The organism is Caballeronia fortuita (assembly GCF_001544835.2).
Lineage (GTDB): Bacteria > Pseudomonadota > Gammaproteobacteria > Burkholderiales > Burkholderiaceae > Caballeronia > Caballeronia fortuita.
In genome coordinates this window covers 58,157-82,002 of record NZ_FCNX02000007.1, presented here as the reverse complement: position 1 = coordinate 82,002, position 23,846 = coordinate 58,157, and the positions used below count along the sequence as shown (strand labels likewise).

The following is a 23,846-nucleotide window of genomic DNA, read 5'->3' as shown; positions in this document are numbered from 1 at the left end:
AGGTTCAAGCGGACGATGCGCTTTTCAGCAGCCGCGCCTTCAATCCACGCAACGCGCGATACGGCAGCACGAGATGCGCGACGCTTTTGGCAACGCCCGCCCAGTCGAGCGGATTCGTCACGCGCAGGTGACGCAGTTGCAGACGCAGCGTCGACATGACTTGCGCGCGGCGCTTCGTCGCGCTGATGCCGCGCTCGTTCAGCTCGTAAAAGAGACCGAACTCGGGCAGGTTCGCGCCGTCGTGACGCTGCAGGAGACGCAGGATCAGATCGAGGTCTTCGGCGGCGCGATACTGCGCGCGATAGTTGCCCGCCGCGATCACGGCATCGACACGCAGCATCAGCGAAGGATGCGTGAAGCACGTGCGCGCGAGCATCATGCAGCGGATCGCGGCGGGTTCGGCGGGCGGGGTGAGATCGAAGAGCGGCGCGCCTTCGGTCGATACGACGTGCGTCCACATGCCAAGCACCGCGACGCGCGGATGCGCTTCCATGTACGCGCGCTGCTTCGTGAGACGGCCGGGCGTAGCGAGGTCGCCTGCATCGATGCGCGCCGCGTAGCGGATGCCGCGCGCGGCGAGCGCCGCGATCCCCGCTTCGAGCGCGCGCTCGATGCCGCCGTTCTCCGCCATGCGCAGAATCTCGATGTTCATGCCGTCGATGACGGGCGCTGTGATCGGCGGCGTGCTGCCATCGTCGACGATGAGCACGGTAACCCTCGACGTTTCGCGGAACGACGCGAGCGTGCGTTGAACGTCGGCCTGGCCGTTGAACGCGGGCATCAGCACGGCGACATCGGATAGATCGTTCATGCGCGCAGCCGGAAACGGATGTAATAAAAATTCACCGACGCGGCCGCTACGTAGCCCGCCGCGAGTCCGATGAGCGCGCCGTAGCCTTCGATGCGCGCAATCGCGAACCAGTTCACCGCGAACGCGACGGCGAGCGCGAAGAGCCACTTCGCCAGCAGCACGTACTTCGCCTGATATTTCAGCACGACGAGATTGCCGATCGCCTCGATGCCCGCCGGCACGGACAGCCACACGGCCCAGCGGAAAATATCCGCCGCGCCCGCATAGTTCGGCCCGAACACGCGCGCGATGATGAAGCCCGCGAGCGCATCGAGGACGGCCGCGCCCGCGATCATCAGCGCGGCGGTCATCGCGAAGAGACGCACGAGATTGCGCTTCAGACGCGCGGTGTCCTGCACGCGATAGACGAACGCCGGCGCGATGGTTTGCGCGAGCATCAGCGCGAGCGCGATCCAGTTCTCGTTCAACTGCTGTGCGGCGGAGTAAAGCCCGAGTTCCGCGAACGACACGCGATGCGCGAGCATCAGCCGGTCGAGTTTCAGGAACAGATACATGCAGATGAGGCCGAGCCAGAACACCGTGCCCGCGCTCGCGAAATGTCTGAACAGTGCGCGATCGAAGCGCCAGCCGAGCGTGCCGCCGTGACGGCGCACGTAGTACGCGACGAGCGCGGCGCTGATCGCGGCGGCTTCGAGCGCCCAGAGCCAGCCGAAACTCGACGGCGCGGCGGCGGCGCGCACGAGCGCGAACACGAGCGCCGCCTTGACGATGGCCGCCGCCATGCTCGCGATCAGCTGCGGCTTGCTGTACGTGAGGCTTTGAAGCCACGAATTGACGACGCCGATGAACGGTTCGCGAAAGAGCATCGTGACGGCGAGGCCGGCGAGCATCAGGCCGACCATCGGATCGGTGCCGCCCGCCGCGATCCATATCCACGTGACGCACAGCGCGACGATCGACACGCTCATGCGCAGCACGAACGCGCTGCCGAGCACGGCGCCGGTGTCGGCGGGCGTGCGATTGACGATCGTCGGCACGAGAATCTCCGCGCCGCACACCCACGTGATCGGCGCGATGACGAGCAGCAGCGTGTTCGCGTATTGCCATTTGCCGAAGTCGTCGGGGCCGAGATAGCGCGCGAGCAGACCCGAAATCACGATGGCGACCGCGATCTGCGTAAGCCGCTCCAGCCCCAGCCAGACGATGTTCGTGAGCGCCCGGGCGACGTCCGGATTGCCGGAACGCGTCAGCGCCTTCATGCGGCGCGTTCCGCTGAGCGCGCGGGCACGGCGCGTGCTACCCAAGCCTGACCGCCTTGCGCTTCAGGGGCGTTGGTCAAGATTTGTGTGTTTGCACGCAGACGCGCCTCATTCGAAGGCATCGAGGCGAAAGAGCGTTTGAGCATTGGATTAGAATGAACGCGCAGGCTTGCACCGGGTTGGTCCCAACGCGTGCGCAACCACGAGAGCGCCGAAAGACAGCGATTATAAGTGCGTTCTGCGGCGCTTCCGCTGCGCTGGAGTTTTATCCATTTGCTTCCAATTGTTTCTTTCGTGTTGATTTGAGAGACGCATAGGCAGAATTCCATACGTCACCTGGCAGTCGTTCGCGCGCCCTGCACACCGCAGCGGCGCGCAAACCGTCACGACCTGCATGCCCTCATGGCTGCATCGCCGAGAAACCATCAATTAATAGAGAAGAGGTAGCCATCTCATGAGCCAAGTATCCCAATCCATTTTCAAGGCCTACGACATTCGCGGGATCGTCGGCAAGACGGTCGATGCGGACGTCGCGAAGAGCATCGGCCAGGCATTCGGCAGCGAGATCAAAAAGCAGGGCGGCGACTCGGTCGTCGTCGCGCGCGATGGCCGCCTCTCCGGTCCCGAACTCGTCGGCGCGCTCGCGGATGGGCTGCGCGCGGCGGGCGTCGATGTCGTCGATGTCGGCATGGTGCCGACGCCCGTGGGCTACTTCGCGGCGAGCGTGCCGCTGCCGTTGCCGTCGGGCGAGCGTCGCGTGGATTCGTGCATCGTCGTGACGGGCAGCCACAATCCGCCCGACTACAACGGTTTCAAGATGGTCCTGCGCGGCGCGGCGATCTACGGCGAGCAGATTCAGGGCTTGTACAAGCGCATCGTCGATAGCGACTTCACGACGGGCGAAGGCACGTACACGGAATTCGACGTGTCGCAGATGTATCTCGACCGCATCGTGTCGGACGTGAAGCCGGTGCGCGGCATGAAGATCGTCGTCGATACGGGCAACGGCGTCGCGGGCGGACTTGCGCCGCGCTTGTTCAAGGCGCTCGGCTGCGAGCTGGTCGAGCTGTTCACGGAAATCGACGGCAACTTCCCGAACCATCACCCGGACCCGGCGCATCCGGAGAACTTGCAGGACGTCATCAAGGCGCTGAAGGAAACCGACGCGGAAGTCGGCTTCGCGTTCGATGGCGACGGCGATCGTCTGGGCGTCGTCACGAAGGACGGGCAGGTGATCTATCCGGATCGCCAGTTGATGTTGTTCGCGCAGGAAGTGCTGTCGCGCAACAAGGGCGGCCAGATCATTTACGACGTGAAGTGCACGCGCAATCTTGCGAAGTGGGTGCGCGAGCAGGGCGGCGAGCCGGTGATGTGGAAGACGGGCCATTCGCTCGTAAAGGCGAAGTTGCGCGAAACCGGCGCGCCGCTGGCCGGCGAAATGAGCGGCCACGTGTTCTTCAAGGATCGCTGGTATGGCTTCGACGACGGTCTTTACACTGGCGCGCGCATGCTCGAGATTCTTTCGCGCGTGGACGATCCGAGCAAGCTGCTCAACGATCTGCCGAATTCGCTTTCGACGCCGGAGTTGCAGTTGAAGCTGCAGGAAGGGGAGAACTTTGAATTGATTTCGCGTCTGCAGAAATCGGCGAAGTTCACCGGCGCGGACGACGTGCTGACGATCGACGGCTTGCGCGTCGAGTATCCGGATGGGTTCGGGCTCGCGAGATCGTCGAATACGACGCCGGTCGTCGTGATGCGTTTCGAAGCCGATAACGATGCTGCTCTCAAGCGTATTCAGGAAGATTTTCGTCGGGTGATTCTGGCGGAGAAGCCGGACGCTGCTTTGCCGTTTTGATGTTTTTTGTTTTCTGTTTTATGTGACCGGCGCGGTTATTTTTTGCGGATGACCTGAATTCGCGTCGGTCTATTGGCGCTGCCCCTGTGCGGGGCGGCAGTCACTTTCTTTGCTGCTGCAAAGAAAGTAACCAAAGAAAGCAGCTTTTCAGGCCCACGGTCACACGCACGTTGGGTAGTTCTCTCATCCACGGTGGCACTCGCCTAAAGAGTGCCCTCACAATCCAAATCGTGCTTGGCTCGCGCGCGGTCTGACTAGCCACAACGTCACAGGCGCTGGTTCAGCGCGAAAGAGCATCGGCACTGCGCTACGCGCTGCCGTCGGGTATGCGAGGGAAACCAGCGGGACGCATGCGCATGCGCACTCATTCAACCCATCGGCCGCGAAGCGGGCCGGAGCTATTTGGTGCTGAACCAGCGCCCGTGGCGGACTAGCAGGTCAGACCGTGCGCGAGCCAAGCCCGGTTGGTCCTATGAGGGCGACACTTAGGCGAGTGCCACCTGGGACGAGAGGACTACCCAAACTGCGTGTGACCGCGGGCTTAGAAAAGCTGCTTTCTTTGGTTACTTTCTTTGCAGCAGCAAAGAAAGTGACTGCCGCCCCGCACAGGGGCAGCGCAAATAGACCACAAAGAATTCGGGATCCGGCAAAAAAGAAACAAAAGCGCCCACACCAAAGCAAAATTCAAAAGCGCAGCAAAACCAAACAACACACTCTAAAATCACCCCTTTCCGCATCCCGCGCAGCACCCCAAACCCCGACGTGCAAAAGATCCTGATCGTCCGCGTGTCGTCGCTCGGCGACGTCGTCCACAACATGCCGGCCATCGCCGACATCCGCCGCCGTTATCCCGATGCGCAAATCGACTGGCTCGTCGAAGAAAGCTTCGCCAGTCTCGTCGAACTGGTCCACGGCGTGCGCCGCGCGATCCCGTTCTCGCTCAGGCGCTGGCGTCGTGCGTTCGCATCGCCCGCCAACTGGCGTGAAATCGGCAAATTCAAGCGCGAACTCGCCGCCGAAAAATACGATCTCGTCATCGACTGCCAAGGGCTCATCAAGACCGCGTGGGTCGCGAGCTGGGCGCGCGGGCCGCTCGTCGGGCTCGGCAATCGCACCGACGGCGCGGGCTACGAATGGCCAGTGCGCTTCTTCTACGACCGGCGCGTGCCGATCGAGCCGCGCACGCACGTCGTCGAACGCACACGGCAACTCGTGGCGGCGGCGCTCGATCTGCCGAAGCCGCAAACCACCGACGACATCGACTTCGGGCTCGACACGCGCCGCGCAACACTCGCCGTCTCCGAACTCGGACTGAATCTGCCGGTGCCGTACGTCGTGTTCGTTCACGCCACGTCGCGCGCCGACAAGCAATGGCCCGAGGCCGCATGGATCGAACTGGGTCAGGCGCTCGTGACGCGCGGCGCGTCGATCGTGCTGCCGTGGGGCAGCGAGGCCGAACGCGCGACGAGCGAAAAGCTCGCGAAGGAATTCGGCGCGGCCGCAATCGTGCCGCCGAAGATGTCGCTGCCCGCGGTGGTCGGCTTGATCGACGGCGCCGCGGCAACCGTCGGCGTCGATACGGGCTTGGTGCATATTGCCGCGGCGCTGAAGCGCCCCACCGTCGAGTTGTACAATTTCTCGACCGCATGGCGCACCGGCGGCTACTGGTCGCCGCAGGTCGTCAATCTCGGCGACGCGAGCCGGCATCCGATGCTTTCCGAAGTCAAGGCCGCGCTCGCGGGCTTCGGCCTGCTGTAGTCCGCCGTGGCGCTTTCATCGTGCGCTCTCGCCGTGCGCGGGCAACTCAAGGTCGTAGACACATGACGGAATCTCAAATCATCGAAGTCGCGTCGGGCGATTGGCAAGGCAAGAATTTGTCCGTGCCGCGCGAGACGCTCCTTGCCGGCGTCGAAAACGGCAAGGTGCTGTATTTCCCCAATCTGCGTTTTCCGATCGACGGCGGCGAACGCGCGCTGCTCGATCCGAAGATCGCGGACCCGAAGCGCAAGAACATCAGCCTCGCGCCCAACGGCGGCGCGCTCGCCGGCGTGCTCGGCGACAGCGTGATGCAGTCGGCGGTGCGCTCGCTCATCAAGCGTTATCAGGATCACGCGCGCTCGCTCGTCGACGGGCTCTTTCCCGAATACGACGGCAAGCTGCGCGTCGCGCCGACGAGTCTGCGGCTGCATCAGGTCGAAACGCGCGAAACGTCGTGGCGCAAGGACGACAGCCGCCTGCACGTCGATGCCTTCCCGTCGCGCCCGAACTACGGCGAGCGCATCCTGCGCGTGTTCACGAACGTCAATCCGAATGGCGCGCCGCGCGTATGGCGCGTCGGCGAACCGTTCGAGGACATGGCAAAGCGATTTTTGCCCGCCATCAAGGCGCAGGCGCCCGGCTCGGCATGGCTCATGAATCTGCTGCACATCACCAAGTCGAAGCGCAGCGAGTACGACCATCTCATGCTCAATCTGCATGACGCGATGAAGGCCGATCTCGATTATCAGAAGACTTCGCCGCAGGAAACCATGCCGTTCCCGCCGGGCTCGGTGTGGGTCTGCTTCTCCGATCACACATCGCACGCGGTGATGTCCGGCCAGTTCATGATGGAGCAGACCTTCTTTCTGCCCGTCAAGGCGATGGCGCGCCCCGATCACGCGCCGCTCGGCATTCTCGAGCGCCTGAAGGGCAGGGCGCTCGTTTGAGCGGCGCGGCTTCTCCGGGCGCATCGGCCACTGTGCTGAGAGTCGTCTATCGCGCGCTGTGGTGGATCGTCGCGCCGCTCGCGGTGCTGCGGCTCTACATCCGCTCGCGCAAGGAACGCGGTTATCGCGAACATATCGGCGAACGGTTCGGACACATCGCTCCGCGCCGCGCCGACGATCCCGCGCCGCTCATCTGGGTGCACGCGGTATCGGTCGGCGAGACGCGCGCGGCGCAACCGCTCATCGACGCACTGCTGAAGGCGCATCCCGGAGCGCGCGTGCTGCTCACGCACATGACGCCGAGCGGACGTGCGACCGGCGTCGAACTGTTCGGCGATCGCGTGCTGCGCGCCTATCTGCCCTACGATCTGCCCGTTCTCGTGCGGCGTTTCCTGCGCGCGTGGCGGCCATCGCTCGGCATCGTGATGGAGACGGAAGTCTGGCCGACACTCATCGACGAATGCAAACGCGCCGGCATGCCGCTCGTGCTGACGAACGCGCGCATGTCGGAGCGTTCGTATCGGCGCGCGGCAAAGTTCGGGCGCGCGGTGCGCGAAGTGTTCGGCGGTTTTTCGCGCGTGCTCGCGCAGACGCCGTCCGATGCGGAGCGGCTCACCGCGCTCGGCGCGCGCAACGTCGCCGTGCTCGGCAATCTGAAGTTCGACATGACCGCGCCGCCCGAACTCGTCGCGCGCGGTCAGGCGTGGCGCGCGGCGATCGGCGAGCGGCCCGTGTGGGTCGCGGCGAGCACGCGCGAAGGCGAGGAGACGCTCGTGCTGCGCGCGTTCGCGGCGCTCAACGTGCCCGATGCGCTGCTGATCCTGGTGCCGCGTCATCCACAGCGTTTCGATGAAGTATCGGCGCTGATCGCGAGTCTCGGGCTCACAGGCGCGCGCCGTTCGGTGTGGGCGCCGAAGCCAGCCGCTGCCGGATCGGGCGCGGACGTGCCGGAGCCGTTGCCGGCGAGCGTGCAGGTCTTGCTCGGCGATTCGATGGGCGAACTCGGCGCGTATTACGCGGCGTCGGATCTGGCGTTCATCGGCGGAAGTCTTTTGCCGCTCGGCGGGCAGAATCTGATCGAAGCGTGCGCGGCGGGCGTGCCGGTGCTGATCGGCCCGTACACGTTCAACTTCACGCAGGCGACCAACGATGCGATCGCGGCAGGCGCCGCGTTGCGCGTGCAGGACCCGCAGGAACTGGCGCGCGGGCTGCGAGAAATCTTCGGCGACAAGGCGCGCCGTCTTTCGATGAGCGCGGCGGCTTCCGCGTTTGCGGCGCGGCATCGCGGCGCGACGGAGCGCACGGTGAGCGTGCTGAGCGCATTGCTCGAAGAGGAAAGCGACGCGTCGAAGTGACCGCGCGCGTTGCTGCCGCTTCGTCGCGCAGAGCGTCTTTCCTCCGACGAAAAACCGGGTTGAGCGTCAAAAAAGTTCGGAGGATACTGAGCTTCCCTGAGCCGGTTTCATCGAACGGATAACAAGCGCCGGTTGCCTGCGAACGTGCTTCCATTTTTCTCCGAGGACGCGCATGCAAGACCTCATCAAGTCCGTCGTCAAAGACATGATGCCGCCCGGGCTCCTGCGCCTTTTGCGGCCATCCCCCGAACCGGCCGATGCATGGGGCACCGTCCGCTACGGCGCGCACGGTCTCGTGCTTCCGGGTAACCGGCGTTTCGAATATCGGCCATGCCCGGCGGATCGATCGGTTTGCCGGCAGATTTTCTTTCTGCGCGAATACGCGACGGATCATCTGCTGCGCGCGAAGGAAATCCGCGCGTTCTACGAGGCTTGCGAGACGCCGCTGATCGTCGATGCGGGCGCGAATATCGGCGCGGCCGCCGTGTGGTTCGCGCTCACGTATTCGAAGGCGAAGATCGTCGCGATCGAGCCGGATGTATCGAATTTCGCGCTGCTCAGCAAGAACGCGGCGGCATTCCCGCAGATCGCGCCGCTCAACGCTGCAATCGCGGCGAAGCGCGGCACGCTTTATCTCAACGATCCGGGCGGCGGCGAGTGGGCGTTCCGCACGGCGGAGCAGCCCGTCGAGAAAGGTTACGCCGTCGATGCGCTCACGCTCGAAGACGTGATGCCCTCGTCGGGCGTGACGCCGTTCATCCTCAAGATCGATATCGAAGGCGCGGAGTCGGACCTGTTCTCGCGCCACTGCGATGCGCTGAACGCGTTCCCCGTCATCATGATCGAATTGCACGACTGGATGCTGCCGGGCGAATCGAACAGCCGCAACTTCCTGCAATGGCATGTCGAGATGAAGCGCGACTTCGTGCAGGTCGGCGAAAACGCGGTCTCGATATCGAATTCGATCGCGCTGTCGTAGCGCGATCCCCGCGTTTTACGCGAGCAGCAATCCCTTCTTCTCGATGAAGCCGATGACGTCATCGAGCCCGTCGAGCGCCTTCAGATTGCACATCACGAAGGGCCGCTCGCCGCGCATTTTCTTCGCGTCGCTCGCCATGATGTCGAGATTCGCGCCGACGTGAGGCGCAAGATCGGTCTTGTTGATGACGAGCAGATCCGACTTCGTGATGCCCGGCCCGCCCTTGCGCGGAATCTTCTCGCCGCCCGCGACATCGATCACGTAGATGGTGAGATCGGAGAGTTCGGGGCTGAAGGTCGCCGCGAGATTGTCGCCGCCGGATTCGATGAACACGATATCCGCGTCGGGAAACTTCGACACCATGCGATCGACGGCTTCGAGATTGATCGACGCATCTTCGCGAATGGCCGTGTGCGGGCAGCCGCCCGTTTCCACGCCCATGATGCGTTCGGCGGGCAGCGCGCCTGCGACCGTCAACAGGCGCTGATCTTCCTTCGTGTAGATATCGTTGGTAATGGCGACGAGATCGTATTTCTCGCGCATCGCCTTGCAGAGCATTTCGAGCAGCGTGGTCTTGCCGGAGCCGACCGGGCCGCCCACGCCGACGCGCAACGGCGGCAGTTTCTTGGTTCGGCGGGCGGCGGAAGAGTAAGCGGGAGCGTTCATGGAGTGTCGGTTCAAGAGCGGAAAAGCCGTGAATATTGCGATTCGTGCCGCGCGGACAAAACGCCGAGCTGCGGCGCGAAGGTGTTGATCTGATCGGGCGATGTATCGAGCGCGCGGCGCACGGCGGCATCGATTGGCTCGCGCAACGCAACGATGATGCGCTGCCCTGCAAGCTGTCCGAGCGGCACGGCCTTCAGCGCCGCGGCCGCCTGATTCTCGACCCAGCTGAACGCATAAGCGGCGAGCGCGGCTTCCGGCGTTGCATCGTGCGCGAACGCGGCGAAGGCGAACGCGGTTGGCTGCGCGATGGGCTTGATCGCGGCGAGCGTCGCGCGGCGGGCCGTGTCGCCCCATTCGAGCGATGCGCAAAGCTGCGCGAGCGACCAGCCCATCTGCTCGGTTTCGCGCCGCAATTCGGCCGATTCGCGGCTCGCGATGTAGTCATCGTTCGCGGCCTTCAGCGCGGCTTCGTCGTGCGAACGCCAGTGTTCGATCTGATGCGCGAGCATCGGCAATTCGCCGCGCGCAAGCATGCTGGAGAGGCCGCTCGCGATCCAGTCGCGCGCGCTGTCGCCGTCATGGATCAGACCGTGCTCGATCGCCGCTTCGAGTCCCTGCGAATAGCTGAATGCGCCGATCGGCAATGCCGGCGACGCGAGATGCAGCAGCGCGGTCAGCTCAGCGATGCGCATGGCCGTGATGATGATGGCCGTGATCGTGATCGTGACCGCACGACGAGTGATCGTGATCGTGCCCGTGATGCTCGTCGAAGACCTTCTGCGCGAGCGCGTAGTCCTCGCCGAAGGTTTCGTCGTGGCCATGCTTGTGGCCGCCGCCATACGCGCCCGTTTCGGGCTGGAACGGCTGCGACTCGTGCGCGACGAGCACGCCCAGGCGCTTCAGCATGTCTTCGAGCACGGCATCGGCTTCGAGCTTCAGATACTCCGCGCCGACTTCGACGGGCGTGTGCCGGTTGCCGAGGTGATAGGCCGCACGCGTCAAGAGACGCACGCTCGGCGCGCGCACGATGAGCACGTCCTCCGCCGCCGCGACGACGCGCACGAAGCCGCCGTCATCCGCGACGAGCATGTCGCCGTCCGCGAGCACGGTGCCGCGCGGCATCACGAGCGCGACTTCCTCGCCGTTGTCGAGCGTGGCGGCGAGGCGGCTCTTGCAGCGCGCGTCGAAGGGAAGGGTCAGCGTGGGCGCGCGCTTCTTGAGGACGTCGGCGAGCTTCGCGGTAAGACGTTTGTCGATGGTACGCATGTCAGAACAGGAAGTAACGCTGCGCCATCGGCAGAACGGTGGCGGGATCGCAGGTGAGCAATTGTCCGTCGGCGATCACCTGATAGGTCTGCGGATCGACGCTGATGGACGGTTGCCATGCATTGTGAATCATGTCGGCCTTCGTCACACTGCGGCAGTTCTTCACCGCGACGATCTGCTTTTGCAGGCCATAACGATCCGCGATGCGCGCTTCCATCGCCATCTGCGATACGAACGTGAGCGACGTCTTGCCGAGCGCGCCGCCGCGCGTCGCGAACATCTCGCGATAATGCACCGGCTGCGGTGTGGGAATCGACGCGTTCGGGTCGCCCATCTGCGCGAGCGCGATCATGCCGCCCTTCAGGATCAGCGCCGGCTTCACGCCGAAGAACGCGGGTTCCCAAAAGACGAGATCGGCCCATTTGCCCGGCTCGATCGAACCGACTTCATGCGCGATGCCATGTGTGATCGCCGGATTGATCGTGTACTTCGCGACGTAACGCTTCGCGCGGAAGTTGTCGTGGCGCGCGCCGTCTTCGGGCAATGCGCCGCGCTGCACCTTCATCTTGTGCGCGGTCTGCCACGTGCGGATGATGACTTCGCCGACGCGGCCCATTGCCTGGGAATCCGAAGAAAGCATCGATAGCGCGCCGAGATCGTGAAGAATGTCTTCCGCGGCGATGGTCTCGCGGCGAATGCGCGATTCCGCGAACGCGATGTCTTCCGCAATCGACGGATCGAGGTGATGGCACACCATCAGCATGTCGAGATGCTCGTCGAGCGTGTTGACGGTGTACGGGCGCGTCGGATTCGTGGAGGAGGGCAGCACGTTCGATTCGCCCGCGACCTTGATGATGTCCGGCGCATGGCCGCCGCCCGCGCCTTCCGTGTGATACGTGTGGATCGTGCGGCCCTTGAATGCGGCAATGGTGGTTTCGACGAAGCCCGCTTCGTTCAGCGTGTCCGTGTGGATGGCGACTTGCGTGTCGGTGTCGTCGGCGACGCTCAGGCAATTGTCGATCGCGGCGGGCGTCGTGCCCCAGTCTTCGTGCAGCTTCAAACCGATCGCGCCTGCCTTCACTTGCTCGATCAGCGGCGCGGGCAGGCTCGCGTTGCCCTTGCCGAGAAAGCCGAGGTTCATCGGCCAGCCATCGGCGGCTTGCAGCATGCGCTCCATGTGCCACGGACCCGGCGTGCAGGTGGTTGCGTTGGTGCCGGTGGCGGGGCCGGTGCCGCCGCCGAGCATCGTCGTGACGCCGCTCGCGAGCGCTTCGTCGATCTGTTGCGGGCTGATGAAGTGGATGTGCGTATCGACGCCGCCCGCCGTGACGATCATGCCTTCGCCCGCGATCACTTCAGTCGCCGCGCCGATCGCGATGTTCACGTTCGGCTGAATGTCCGGATTGCCCGCCTTGCCGATGGCGAAGATGCGACCGCTCTTGATGCCGATATCGGCCTTCACGATGCCCCAGTGATCGAGGATCAGCGCGTTGGTCACCACCGTATCGACGACGTCGGCGGCGACGCGTTGCGACTGGCCCATGCCGTCGCGGATCACCTTGCCGCCGCCGAATTTCACTTCTTCGCCGTAGGTCGTGAAGTCGCGTTCGACTTCGATGATGAGTTCGGTGTCGGCGAGGCGCACGCGGTCGCCGGTCGTCGGGCCGAACATTTCCGCATAAGCGCGGCGGCCGATGCGTAGCGTCATATCTGTCCTTTTTTAGAGCGGGCCCATGACGAGCGCGTTGAAGCCGTAGACGTGGCGATCGCCCGCCAGCGCAACGAGTTCCACGGTGCGTTCCTGACCGGGTTCGAAGCGCACGGCCGTGCCCGCCGCGATGTTCAATCGAAAGCCGCGCGCCTTCTCGCGTTCGAACTTGAGCGCCGCGTTGACTTCGTAGAAGTGGTAATGCGAGCCGACCTGGACCGGGCGGTCGCCATGATTCGCGACGACGACCGTTACCGTCTCGCGGCCCGCGTTCAGTTCGTGCTCGCCATCGTCGATGAAATATTCGCCGGGGATCATGATGTCAGGGAATCGGATGATGAACGGTGACGAGCTTGGTGCCGTCGGGGAAGGTTGCTTCGATCTGGATGTCGGGGATCATCTCGGGCACGCCTTCCATCACGTCGTCACGCGTGAGGAGCGTGGTGCCGTAGTGCATGACTTCGGCGACGGTCTTGCCGTCGCGCGCCGCTTCCATCAACGCCGCCGAGATGAACGCGACCGCTTCCGGATGATTGAGCTTAAGGCCGCGCGCGCGGCGGCGCTCGGCGAGCAGGGCTGCGGTGAAGATCAGCAGCTTGTCCTTTTCTCTGGGCGTGAGTTTCATGGGCTTCTTCTATGGAGAAAAGTGTTTCGGGCCTTGCAATGCTAGCACTGCAATGGCCCGTTTTACGGGGCTTTCATGCGCCTTTCGACTCACTGGATGAAGCGCTGCAACTCCACGGTCGATGGCCGCTCGAAAATTTCTTCCGGCGCGCCCGATTCCCACACGCGTCCCTGATGCATGAAGACGACCTTGTCGCTCACCTTGCGTGCGAAGCGCATTTCGTGCGTGACCATGATGAGCGTCATGCCGTCGCGCGCGAGGTCTTCGACAACGGCAAGCACTTCGCCGACGAGCTCGGGATCGAGCGCCGACGTAATCTCGTCGCAGAGCAGCACGGTCGGCTTCATCGCGAGCGCGCGCGCGATCGCGACGCGTTGCTGCTGGCCGCCCGAAAGCTGATCGGGATACGCGTTGAACTTGTCGCCGAGGCCAACGCGTTCGAGCACCGAATGCGCGCTCGCCCGCGCCTTCGCCTTGTGGATCTTCTTGACGACGGTCTGCGCGAGCATCACGTTCTCGCCGGCCGTGAGATGCGGAAAGAGGTTGTATTGCTGGAACACCATGCCGACTTTCAGGCGCAGTGCGCGAAGGTCGGCATGACGCGCATCGATATGCTCGCCGTCGATCTGAATCGAGCCTTCGTCGATGCTTTCCAGACCGTTCAACGTGCGCAGCAACGTGCTCTTGCCCGAGCCGCTTCGCCCGATGATCGACACGACTTGCCCGCGCTCGACGGAGAAGTCGATACCCTTCAGCACCTGATTCGCGCCGAACTGCTTCTGAAGATTGCGGGTTTCAACGAGCGGCATTCCATTTCCTTTCGAGCGTGCGCGCATAGCGCGTCAGCGGATAACACAGCAAGAAGTAGATGACGGCGACGAGGCCATATACGAGGAACGGCCGGAAGGTCGCATTCGAAATCATCGTGCCGGCCTTCGTGAGTTCCGTGAAGCCGATGATCGAAACGAGCGCCGTGTCCTTCACCGCCTGCACCGCGAAGCCGACGGTCGGGCCGACCGCGATGCGCGTCGCTTGCGGCAGGATCACGTGACGAAGCTGCTCGATGTAATTCATCGCCAGCGACGACGACGCTTCCCATTGTCCAGCAGGCACCGCTTCGACCGCGCCGCGCCAGATTTCCGCGAGATACGCGCTCGTGAAGAGCGTGAGGCCGACGGTCGCCGCGAGCCACGGCGAGACGTCGATGCCGAGCAGCGGCAAGCCGAAGAACACGAGGAAGAGTTGCATCAGCAGCGGTGTGCCCTGGAAGACCTGGATATAGCCTTTGACGAGCATCCGCAGCACTTGCGATTTCGACACGCGCATCACGAGCAGCACGAAGCCGACGATGCCGCCGAGCACGAACGACACGATCGACAGCACGACGGTCCAGCGCGCCGCGAGCAACAGGTTCTCGAAGATCTGCGCGAAGGTGAACTCGATCATCGCGCGGCGCTCCGGTGGTTCATCAGGAAGCGCTTGCCCATCGCGTTCAACGCGGCGCGCAGCACGAGCGCCATCACGAGATACGCGGCCGTGATGAAGAAGCACGTCTCGAACGCGCGGAAGTTGCGCGACTGAATGTAGCTCGCGGCGTAGGTGAGGTCGGGCACCGATATCTGCGATACGACCGCCGAACCGAGCATCGTGATGACGATCTGGCTCGTCAATGCAGGGAAGACTTTTGCGAGCGCCTGCGGCAACACGACGTGACGAAACGCTTCGCCGGGCGACATCGCAAGAGAAGCCGCCGCTTCGAGATGACCCTTCGGCACGGCGGCGATGCCCGCGCGGATGATCTCGATCGAGTACGCGCCGAGATTGAGCGTCATCGCGAGAATGGCCGCGACGTATTCGCTCAGGTGTATGCCGAGCGCGGGCAGGCCGAAGAACACGAAGAACAGTTGCACGATGAACGGCGTGTTGCGGATCGCTTCGACATAACCGCCGGCGATCGCCGCGAGCCACGCGCGCCGGCTGTTGCGCGCGGCCGCACCGAGCACGCCGACCGTTACGCCGAGCGCCGTCGAGACGGCGGTCAGCGCGAGCGTCGTCGCCGCGCCGCTCGCGAACATGCCGGCGTATTGTGCGAGATCGGCGAATTGGAGTTCATAGGCCATACGATGCCGCGCTCCCGATCAAAGGCTTGCGGGCAGCGGCTGATTGAACCACTTCTTCGACATCGTGTTGAGCGTGCCGTCCTTCTTCGCTTGCGCGATGGTGTCGTCGACCTTGGCCATCAGACGCGGCTCGTTCTTGTTCATGCCGACGAAGCACGGCGAATCCTTGATGATGAACTTCGCTTCGGGCCGGCGCGGCGGATTCTTCGAGAGGATCGCAGCCGCGACGATGTTGCCCGCCGCGATCAGTTGAACCTGACCCGAGAGAAACGCCGAGATGGTCGCGTTGTTGTCCTCGAAACGCTTGATGGTCGCGTTCGGCGCCATCTGCGAAAGCGCGATCTCTTCGAGCGCACCGCGCGTCGCGCCGACGGTCTTGCCGGTGAGATCGGCGGGCGTGCTCACCTTGATGTCGGCGGGACCGAACACGCCCTGGAAGTAGGGTGCGTAGGGCGTCGAGAAGTCGAGCACCTTCTCGCGCTCGGGCGTCTTGCCGAGCGACGAGATCACGAGATCGACCTTGTTCGTCGTGAGATACGGAATGCGGTTCGCGCTGTTGACGGGCACGAGTTCGAGCTTCACGTTCATCGACTTGGCGAGCAGCGCGGCCATGTCGACGTCGTAGCCTTGCGGTTTCATGTCGGCGCCGACCGAGCCGAAGGGCGGATAGTCTTCCGGCACGGCGACGCGCAACGTGCCGTTCTTCGCGATGGTGTCGAGCGCGTCGGCGTGTGCGGCGAAAGGCGCAAGCGTAAGCAGAAGCGCGACGAGCGCGGTGCGCCGCGTGCGGGAGAAAGTCGTGAGCATCGATGATCCTTCGGGCTATGAACGGCCGCGTTGGAATGCGCGGCTCTCGAGCGAAGGCTCAAAGCGAGAGTCGTGCCATCGACGCGTCTTCGTTGTACCGTATGCGTCCAACCGTTTTGCGTCGAGCGTCGCGCACAAACGGCGTGCACGCAGATGCGCTCATCTGGTGCGTACTAGGTAGTCCACAAACGCAGAGGGCGTGCTTCGATGCCATGCACGATGGGTCGAAGATGCGCCCAGCAATCGGTGAGTGCGTTTTGCAGCGGCTCCATCGAGCGGCTGATCGCGCGCAGGATCAGCACGCCCGGCGCGACGCACGATGCGCCCGCGCGCAGTTCGTCGTCGAAGGGCAGCGTTGCGGTGAGCGCTTCGGCGAGCGCGTCGTCGCAAGCGGGGCCGATTGCCCAGAGCGTGCCGTAGGCGGGAAAGCCTGCGAGACCTTGAGCGGCATCGCGCAGCGGATCGCTTGCGTCGAGCAGCGTGCGTTCGAACCAGAGCGTCGAACCATTGCGATGCGCAATGCGCGATGTCGCCTTGATATGCCCTTGCGTCCATTTCTCGCCGGCGGCTGCGCGGCCGAGCAGCATCGCGTCCCAGCCGATGGCGCTCGCGCCTTCATCGAGCGTCAGACTGAAGTCGAGTTCGATGTTCGACGATTCGAACACGATGTTGTTTTGCGGAAGCCAGTCGAGCTTCGCGTGCGCGGCGAGATCGATGTCGATGCGCTGCGTCGCGAGCTTGCCGTTGGCCTTGTACCACTTGGTCGCGCCGGGCGTCGTGATGACGGCGTGCGTGTGCTCTTGCAATCGAACGTCGATGGACAGGCGATCCCCGCCCGCGACGCCGCCTGGCGGATGCACGATCACGGAATGACAGATATCGCCTTCCGGATAGAGCGGCCGTTGCAGCCGCAACGGACCTTGGTGCTTGCGATGGACGCAGACGGTGCGGCCGTGCTGACGTGCGTAACCGAGTTCGAGCGAGCCGCGCCAGATGTCGGGATCGGCGAGCGTCGCGTGTGATTCATGAAGCATGGAGACGATGCGCTTGAGAAGGGGCCTTCATCATACGGCGATCAGCTCGCGCACTCCATGCGCGTCCATTTCCGAGCCGGCGCCGCCCGCGACGATTTCGCCGCGGCTCATGACCCAGTACCGATCGGCGAGATCGCGCGCGAAGTCGTAATACTGCTCGACGAGCAGCACGGTCATGCCCATTTCGTCGACGAGTTGCCGGAGCGTTCGTCCGATATCGCGGATGATGGATGGCTGAATGCCTTCGGTTGGTTCGTCGAGGATGAGCAGTTGCGGCTCGCTCATCAGCGCGCGGCCGATTGCGAGCTGCTGTTGCTGGCCGCCGGAGAGATCGCCGCCTCTTCGGTTCTTCATGTCCTTGAGGACGGGGAACAGCGCGTAGATGTGGTCCGGAATTTTCGACGGCGCTTTTCGGCTTGCTGCGCCTACCAGAAGGTTTTCTTCGACTGTGAGGCGGCCGAAGATGTCGCGTCCTTGCGGCACGTAGGCGAGACCGTTGACGACGCGCGCGTGCGTGGGCATCGAGGAAATCTTGTTGCCTCGCCAGGCGATGGTGCCGCTTTTCGTCGGGACGACGCCCATCAGGCAGCGCAAGAGCGTCGTCTTGCCGACGCCGTTGCGGCCTAGCAGGACTGTGAGCTTTCCATCGGGGACGGTCAGCTTCACATCGCGGAGGATGTGGCTGCCGCCGTAGTATTGATTCAGGTTTTCGACTTCTAGCATTTGCTTTGTCTCTTGGTGTCTTTGCGTTTTTTCTCGCCGGATCCCATATTCGCGTCGGTCTATTAGCGTTGCCCCTGTGCGGGGCGGCAGTCACTTTCTTTGCTGCTGCAAAGAAAGTAACCAAAGAAAGCAGCTACTGATACGCCCGCGGTCACACGCAATTTGGGTAGTCCTCTCGTCGCAGATGGCACTCGCCTAAAGAGTGCCCTCATCACAATCACGCGGCCTGGCTCGCGCACGGTCCGTCACATTGCGCCACGTGGCGCGTTGGTTCAGCACGAAATAGCTCCGGCCCGCTACGCGGCCGACGGGTCAATCGGGGATGCGCGTGCTTCTCTACTTACGTCTCTATCTCACTGCACATGCTGCTCGTCGGTTTCCTTTGTGGACCCGACGGCAGCGCGCAGCGCGGTGCCGGAACTGTTTCGTGCTGAACCAGCGTCCTTGGCGTTATGGCTAGTCAGACCGTGCGCGATCCAAGTCCGGTTGGGCCTAAGAGGGCGACACTTAGGCGAGTGCCACGGTGGACGAGAGGACTACCCAAACTGCGTGTGACCGCGGGCGTAACAGAAGCTGCTTTCTTTGGTTACTTTCTTTGCAGCAGCAAAGAAAGTGACTGCCGCCCCGCACAGGGGCAGTGCCAATAGACCGACGCGAAAACAGGTTTCCACTGAAAACCCACGCCAAAAAAAAAACCCTCAACGCCCAAGATAAGACTCAATAACAGCCTCGTCCCGCTTGACGTCATCGAGCGTGCCTTCGGCGAGAACCCTCCCTTCAGCCATAACAGTAACCTTCCCACTATCCCCGGCAAGCGCGGCAACAAACTCCATATCATGCTCGACGACCATCATCGAACAAGACCCACGCAGCTTGTTGAGCAATTCAGCGAGCTCCATAGTCTCATGATCGGTCATGCCCGCGGCAGGCTCATCGAGCAGTAAAAGAGCAGGCTGCTGCATCAACAACATGCCGATCTCGAGCCGCTGCTTCTGTCCATGCGATAACTCGCCCGCAAGCCGCGTCGCCTGATGCTGAAGGCGAATGAGCTCCAGCGTCTCTTCGATGCGCGCCTGCGCCGCAGCATCCAGCCGCGCCCGTAACGATGCGAACCAGCGCTTGTCCGTCTTCATCGCAAGCTCGAGGTTCTCCCACACAGGATGATTCTCGAACACCGTCGGCTTCTGAAACTTGCGGCCGATGCCCGTGCGCGCGATCACCGGCTCCGACATGCGCGTGAGATCGAGCGTCTGCCCGAGAAACACCTTGCCGTCGTCGGGGCGCGTCTTGCCGGTGATGACATCCATCATCGTCGTCTTGCCTGCGCCGTTCGGGCCGATCACGCAGCGCAACTCGCCCACGTCGATCGATAAGGTCAGCTTGTTCAACGCGCGAAAGCCGTCGAAGCTCACGGTCACGTCTTCGAGGTAGAGGATCGCGCCATGCGATACGTCGATCTCACCCGGCGTGAGCACATGCCCCAGTCCGGAGATGACGTTGATGTTCTTGTCGCTCGATTCCGGCAGCGGCGGAATGGGCGGCAGATCGACGATCAATGCGTTATGTGCAGTCATTCTGCTGCATCTCCATGCGCCTTCTTACGACGCGCGAGATCGATGAGTCCCATGATGCCGTTCGGCAAGAGCAAGGGCACGAGCGTGAAGATGAGGCCGAGGAAGAAGAGCCAGTATTCCGCGAAATACGCGGTGAAAAAGCTCTTCGCGCCATTCACGGCGAACGCGCCGACGATCGGTCCGATCAACGTGCCGCGTCCGCCGACCGCGACCCATATCGCCATTTCGATCGAGTTCGCCGGCGACATCTCGCTCGGATTGATGATGCCGACCTGCGGCACATACAGCGCGCCTGCGATGCCGCACAATACCGCCGACACCGTCCAGATGAACAGCTTGTACGCGAGCGGGCTGTAGCCGAGGAACATGAGGCGCGCTTCGCCGTCGCGCACGCCGGTCACGACGCGCCCAAGCTTCGACGTGACGATCCATCGCGCCGCGAGAAACGCGAGCACGAGCACCGCGAACGTGATGAGAAAGAGGGCGGTGCGCGTGCCCGGATGCGTGACCGGGAAACCGGCAATGCGCTTGAAATCGGTGAAGCCGTTGTTGCCGCCGAAGCCCGTCTCGTTGCGATAGAAGAGCAGCATCGCGGCGAAGGTCATCGCCTGCGTGATGATCGACAAATACACACCCTTCACGCGCGAGCGGAACGTGAAGAAGCCGAACACCCACGCGAGCACGCCGGGCACGAGCACGACGAGCAGCAACGCATACCAGAGATGCTCCGTGCCTTCCCAGTACCACGGCAGCTTGTGCCAGTCGAGAAACACCATGAAGTCGGGCAGATCGCTTTGATACGTGCCTTCGCGGCCGATCGAGCGCATCAGGTACATGCCCATCGCGTAGCCGCCGAGCGCGAAGAAGAGCGCGTGGCCGAGGCTCAGGATGCCGCAGTAGCCCCACACGAGATCGAGCGCGAGCGCGCCGATCGCATAGCACATGAGCTTGCCGACGAGCGTCATCGCATAAGCGGAAAGATGGAACGTGTTCGTCTCCGGCAGCACGAGCGCGCTGACCGGCACGACGATGCCCATCGCGATGACGAGCGCGAGCAGCGCCAACCATCCGCTCTTCGGCAGCAACGCGGCGCGCGGCGGCAGTCCAAGCGCGAAGCCCGCGCGCGCAGCGCTCGCATCGGGTTCCGGCGTGACATCGAGATTCGTGCCGATATCGGTCGAGGCGGTCATCGTTCAGGCCTCCGCGCTGCGGCCCTTCAGGGCGAACATGCCCTGCGGACGCTTCTGGATGAACAACACGATGAGCACCAGCACCGCGATCTTCGCGAGCACCGCGCCCCAGAACGGCTCGACCGCCTTGCTGACGAGCCCGAGCCCGAAGCCGCCGATCACCGTGCCTGCGAGCTGGCCGACGCCGCCCAGCACCACCGCCATGAACGAATCGATGATGTAGCTCTGACCGAGATCGGGACCGACGTTGCCGATCTGCGAGAGCGCGCAGCCGCCGAGTCCCGCGATGCCCGCGCCGAACGCGAACGCATACGAATCGACGCGCGCCGTCTTCACGCCAACGCACGCGGCCATGCGGCGGTTTTGCGTCACCGCGCGCACGAAGAGGCCGAGGCGCGTCTTCGTGAGCACGCCCCACGCAATCGCGACGACCGCGAGCGAGAACGCGAGGATCGTGAGACGGTTGTACGGCAGGATGAGGTTTTGCATCACCGCGACGCCGCCGCTCATCCACGAAGGATTCGTTACTTGAACGTTCTGCGCGCCGAATAGCGTGCGCGTCGCTTGAATGAGGATCAGGCTGATGCCGAAGGTCGTCAGCAGCGTTTCGAGCGGACGTCCGTAGAGATGCTTCAGCACCAGCCTTTCCAGCACGATGCCGACGAGCGCCGCTGCGATGAACGAAGCAGGGACGGCGAGCAGCGGATACCAGTTGAACGCGGCGGGCGCGTAGTGCTGCACGAGGTTTTGCACGACATAGGTCGCATACGCGCCGATCATCAGGAACTCGCCGTGCGCCATGTTGATGACGCCGATGAGTCCATACGTGATCGCAAGCCCGAGCGCCGCCAGCAGCAGCACGCTGCCGAGCGACAGGCCCGCGAAGAGCGTGCCGAAGATTTCGCTGCGGCGCTGGATCGAATCGAGCGCGTAGATGCCTTCCTGCGCGGCATTGCGCACGCGTTCGTCGGGTTCGTTATAAGTGCCATCGGCTTTCTTCGCGACGATCGGACGCAGCAGTTCGTACATGTCGAGGTCGTGGCGCGCCGCGACGAGCTGCGCGGCTTCGAGACGCCTGTTCACGTCGGGATCGTGCAGCGCGGTCATCGCCCAGAGTGTGTCGAGGCGCTTCTTCAGTTCGGGATCTTTCTCGATGGCGCGCGCGCGATCGATCATCGGCTTCATCGATGCATCGGGGTTCTTCAAGAGCGCGGCGATCGCGTCGCGGCGTTTGGCCGTATCGGTCGATGCGAGTTGCAGGCCCGACAGCGCGCCCGCAACCTTCGTGCGCAGCAGATTGTTCAACGTGATCGGTTGGGCATCGGGCGCGTCGGCGGTCTTGCCGGTGATTGCGTCCCTGGTACCGTCGTCGGTCTGGATGTAGACGTGACCGTTGTCGGTCGCCACAAGCGAGCCATCGGACAGCGCGCCGAGCACGGCGATGGAAGTCGCATCGGCGTTGGCGATGAGCTTGTCGATGGCGGCGGTCTTGGCTTCGAAGTCGTCGCTGGCGAGCGGGGCGAGATCGTCGTTGGTGAGGGCGTGCGCCGCGAGCGACGTCATCGCGAAGATGAACGCCAGCAGCGCGCGCTTGAAGGAGCCGGTCATGTGGGCCTTTGCGTTGGAACTCGAAAGGCCGCGCGCATCGCATGGAACGCGCGGCCTCGCTGCATCATGCGTTACGCGATACGCACGCGCTGACGGCGCAGGAACGCGGGGATCGAGCTGACGACATCCGGCTTGCCCTCGTTACCCGCGATATACGGGCTCCACGGCTGCGCGCGCACGGCGGTCTTCGTTTTCCAGACGACGTTGAACTGACCGTCGCCGCGAATTTCGCCGATCATCACGGGCTTGTGCAGATGGTGATTGCCGTCCATCGTCAGCGTGAAGCCCGAGGGTGCGGCGAAGGTCTGTCCGATCATCGCGGTGCGGACCTTGTCGACATCGGCGCTCTTCGCCTTTTCGACGGCCTGCTTCCACATGTGGATGCCGACGAAGGTGGCCTCCATCGGATCATTGGTGACGCGCTTGTCGCCACCCGGAAGGTTCTGCGCCTTTGCGTAGGCGAAGAATTCCTTCTCGAACTTCGAGTTGTTCGGGTTCTTCACCGACATGAAGTAGTTCCATGCGGCGAGGTGGCCGACGAGCGGTTTCGTATCGATGCCGCGCAACTCTTCTTCGCCGACCGAGAACGCGACGACGGGCACGTCGGTCGCCTTCAGGCCCTGGTTGCCGAGTTCCTTGTAGAACGGTACGTTCGAATCGCCGTTGATCGTAGAGATGACAGTCGTCTTTCCCCCTTGGGAAAAGGTCTTGATGTTCGCGACGATGGTTTGATAGTCGCTATGTCCGAACGGTGTGTAGACCTCCTGAATGTCTGCATCTTTCACGCCCTTGGAGTGAAGGAACGCGCGCAGGATCTTGTTGGTCGTGCGCGGGTAGACGTAATCGGTGCCGAGCAGGAAGAAGCGCTTGGCGCTGCCGCCTTCCGGTCCCATCAGATATTCGACGGCGGGAATCGCCTGCTGATTCGGCGCTGCGCCCGTATAGAAGACGTTGCGCGACATCTCTTCGCCTTCGTATTGCACGGGATAGAAGAGCAGGCCGTTGAGCTCCTCGAATACGGGGAGCACGGACTTGCGCGACACCGATGTCCAGCAGCCGAACACGACGGCGCACTTGTCCTGCGTGAGAAGCTGACGCGCTTTCTCGGCGAAGAGCGGCCAGTTGGAAGCGGGATCGACGACGACTGGTTGGATTTGCCGGCCCATGACGCCGCCGTTCTTGTTGATATCGGCGATGGTCATGAGCGCGGTGTCTTTCAGCGACGTCTCGGAGATCGCCATCGTGCCGGAGAGCGAATGCAGGATGCCGACTTTGATCGGACCGGTATCGGCGGCGTGGGCTTTCGTGATCGGAAGCTGGCCCGCGAGGGCGAGCGCGCCCGACATGGAGCCGAACTTCAGCAGACTGCGTCGTTTCATTTCAGTGTTCCCCTTGCCGATGTGGTTGTTTGAGCAATGACGATTGCTCGGGACGTTCTGCAAGGGGTATGCCAATTGAGGCGTTTTGCCCTAGTGGCGCGGGTTTGGTGCAGGTTGGGTGGAGTTTTTACTGGTTGCGCGCTGGCGGTTGGGCGGGGTTTTGGTGCATGCGTCGGCTTGCG

Annotated in this window: 23 protein-coding genes; 5 read left to right on the top strand and 18 right to left on the bottom strand. The window is 63.3% G+C overall.

Going from position 1 to position 23,846, the window contains the following annotated elements; all coding sequences use genetic code 11:
* Nucleotides 1–4 precede the first annotated feature (4 nt).
* Both AWB77_RS14890 and AWB77_RS14885 read right to left on the bottom strand, forming a co-directional pair.
* Nucleotides 5–811, bottom strand: a complete 807-nt coding sequence (locus AWB77_RS14890; RefSeq protein WP_061135221.1) for a glycosyltransferase — start codon at nucleotides 809–811, stop codon at nucleotides 5–7.
* Entirely contained in the window at nucleotides 808–2,070 is a 1,263-nt protein-coding gene (locus tag AWB77_RS14885) for an oligosaccharide flippase family protein (protein ID WP_061135458.1), read from the bottom strand. The genes AWB77_RS14890 and AWB77_RS14885 overlap by 4 nt, the downstream gene beginning before the upstream one ends.
* A gap of 454 nt (nucleotides 2,071–2,524) precedes the next feature.
* Between AWB77_RS14885 and AWB77_RS14880 the strand changes: the two genes are divergently transcribed.
* From AWB77_RS14880 to AWB77_RS14860, 5 genes are all read left to right on the top strand, one after another.
* Entirely contained in the window at nucleotides 2,525–3,925 is a 1,401-nt protein-coding gene (locus AWB77_RS14880; RefSeq protein WP_061135220.1) for a phosphomannomutase/phosphoglucomutase, read from the top strand.
* 762 nt (nucleotides 3,926–4,687) lie between these two features.
* Complete coding sequence (gene waaC, locus AWB77_RS14875) at nucleotides 4,688–5,683, top strand: lipopolysaccharide heptosyltransferase I (protein ID WP_061135219.1); 996 nt, start codon at nucleotides 4,688–4,690, stop codon at nucleotides 5,681–5,683.
* A gap of 62 nt (nucleotides 5,684–5,745) precedes the next feature.
* Nucleotides 5,746–6,630 carry a Kdo hydroxylase KdoO gene (gene kdoO, locus AWB77_RS14870; RefSeq protein ID WP_061135218.1) on the top strand — a complete coding sequence of 295 codons (885 nt, stop codon included), beginning with the start codon at nucleotides 5,746–5,748 and terminating at the stop codon, nucleotides 6,628–6,630.
* 32 nt (nucleotides 6,631–6,662) lie between these two features.
* Nucleotides 6,663–7,985 carry a lipid IV(A) 3-deoxy-D-manno-octulosonic acid transferase gene (gene waaA / locus AWB77_RS14865; RefSeq protein ID WP_061135217.1) on the top strand — a complete coding sequence of 441 codons (1,323 nt, stop codon included), beginning with the start codon at nucleotides 6,663–6,665 and terminating at the stop codon, nucleotides 7,983–7,985.
* A 172-nt stretch (nucleotides 7,986–8,157) separates the two neighbouring features.
* Complete coding sequence (locus AWB77_RS14860) at nucleotides 8,158–8,964, top strand: FkbM family methyltransferase (protein WP_061135216.1); 807 nt, start codon at nucleotides 8,158–8,160, stop codon at nucleotides 8,962–8,964.
* 15 nt (nucleotides 8,965–8,979) lie between these two features.
* Here the strand turns inward: AWB77_RS14860 and ureG are convergent, their stop codons facing one another.
* The 16 genes from ureG to urtA all read right to left on the bottom strand — a co-directional run bounded on the left by ureG (nucleotide 8,980) and on the right by urtA (nucleotide 23,664).
* Nucleotides 8,980–9,630 carry an urease accessory protein UreG gene (ureG, locus tag AWB77_RS14855; protein ID WP_061135215.1) on the bottom strand — a complete coding sequence of 217 codons (651 nt, stop codon included), beginning with the start codon at nucleotides 9,628–9,630 and terminating at the stop codon, nucleotides 8,980–8,982.
* An 11-nt stretch (nucleotides 9,631–9,641) separates the two neighbouring features.
* Entirely contained in the window at nucleotides 9,642–10,322 is a 681-nt protein-coding gene (locus AWB77_RS14850; RefSeq protein ID WP_061135214.1) for an urease accessory protein UreF, read from the bottom strand.
* Nucleotides 10,309–10,896 (bottom strand): urease accessory protein UreE, encoded by a 588-nt coding sequence (gene ureE / locus AWB77_RS14845; protein WP_061135213.1) that lies wholly within the window; start codon nucleotides 10,894–10,896, stop codon nucleotides 10,309–10,311. Before ureE ends, AWB77_RS14850 begins: the two co-directional genes overlap by 14 nt.
* A gap of 1 nt (nucleotide 10,897) precedes the next feature.
* A complete protein-coding gene (gene ureC, locus AWB77_RS14840) occupies nucleotides 10,898–12,604 on the bottom strand; it encodes an urease subunit alpha (RefSeq protein WP_061135212.1) in 1,707 nt (568 codons plus the stop codon).
* Between the two features lie 12 nt (nucleotides 12,605–12,616).
* Nucleotides 12,617–12,922, bottom strand: a complete 306-nt coding sequence (locus tag AWB77_RS14835) for an urease subunit beta (RefSeq protein WP_014192077.1) — start codon at nucleotides 12,920–12,922, stop codon at nucleotides 12,617–12,619.
* Nucleotides 12,923–12,926: 4 nt separating this feature from the next.
* A complete protein-coding gene (locus AWB77_RS14830; protein ID WP_008342482.1) occupies nucleotides 12,927–13,229 on the bottom strand; it encodes an urease subunit gamma in 303 nt (100 codons plus the stop codon).
* An 89-nt stretch (nucleotides 13,230–13,318) separates the two neighbouring features.
* Nucleotides 13,319–14,038: an amino acid ABC transporter ATP-binding protein gene (locus AWB77_RS14825; RefSeq protein WP_061135211.1), complete on the bottom strand. Its 720-nt coding sequence runs from the start codon at nucleotides 14,036–14,038 to the stop codon at nucleotides 13,319–13,321.
* Nucleotides 14,025–14,675: an amino acid ABC transporter permease gene (locus AWB77_RS14820; protein WP_061135210.1), complete on the bottom strand. Its 651-nt coding sequence runs from the start codon at nucleotides 14,673–14,675 to the stop codon at nucleotides 14,025–14,027. Before AWB77_RS14820 ends, AWB77_RS14825 begins: the two co-directional genes overlap by 14 nt.
* The gene (locus tag AWB77_RS14815) at nucleotides 14,672–15,349 is read right to left on the bottom strand and encodes an amino acid ABC transporter permease (protein ID WP_061135209.1); all 678 of its coding nucleotides are present in this window, start codon (nucleotides 15,347–15,349) and stop codon (nucleotides 14,672–14,674) included. The genes AWB77_RS14820 and AWB77_RS14815 overlap by 4 nt, the downstream gene beginning before the upstream one ends.
* Before the next feature lie 18 nt (nucleotides 15,350–15,367).
* Nucleotides 15,368–16,156, bottom strand: coding sequence for a transporter substrate-binding domain-containing protein (locus AWB77_RS14810; protein WP_061135208.1), 789 nt, complete (start codon nucleotides 16,154–16,156; stop codon nucleotides 15,368–15,370).
* Between the two features lie 173 nt (nucleotides 16,157–16,329).
* Nucleotides 16,330–17,190, bottom strand: a complete 861-nt coding sequence (locus tag AWB77_RS14805; protein WP_061135207.1) for an urease accessory protein UreD — start codon at nucleotides 17,188–17,190, stop codon at nucleotides 16,330–16,332.
* A 30-nt stretch (nucleotides 17,191–17,220) separates the two neighbouring features.
* Nucleotides 17,221–17,913: an urea ABC transporter ATP-binding subunit UrtE gene (urtE, locus tag AWB77_RS14800; RefSeq protein ID WP_061135206.1), complete on the bottom strand. Its 693-nt coding sequence runs from the start codon at nucleotides 17,911–17,913 to the stop codon at nucleotides 17,221–17,223.
* A gap of 698 nt (nucleotides 17,914–18,611) precedes the next feature.
* On the bottom strand, nucleotides 18,612–19,487 hold the full coding sequence (urtD, locus tag AWB77_RS14795; protein ID WP_061135205.1) for an urea ABC transporter ATP-binding protein UrtD: 876 nt from the start codon (nucleotides 19,485–19,487) through the stop codon (nucleotides 18,612–18,614).
* Nucleotides 19,484–20,677, bottom strand: coding sequence for an urea ABC transporter permease subunit UrtC (urtC, locus tag AWB77_RS14790; protein ID WP_061135204.1), 1,194 nt, complete (start codon nucleotides 20,675–20,677; stop codon nucleotides 19,484–19,486). The genes urtD and urtC overlap by 4 nt, the downstream gene beginning before the upstream one ends.
* Before the next feature lie 3 nt (nucleotides 20,678–20,680).
* A complete protein-coding gene (urtB, locus tag AWB77_RS14785) occupies nucleotides 20,681–22,285 on the bottom strand; it encodes an urea ABC transporter permease subunit UrtB (protein ID WP_061135203.1) in 1,605 nt (534 codons plus the stop codon).
* 71 nt (nucleotides 22,286–22,356) lie between these two features.
* Nucleotides 22,357–23,664, bottom strand: coding sequence for an urea ABC transporter substrate-binding protein (gene urtA / locus AWB77_RS14780; RefSeq protein ID WP_061135202.1), 1,308 nt, complete (start codon nucleotides 23,662–23,664; stop codon nucleotides 22,357–22,359).
* Nucleotides 23,665–23,846 lie beyond the last annotated feature (182 nt).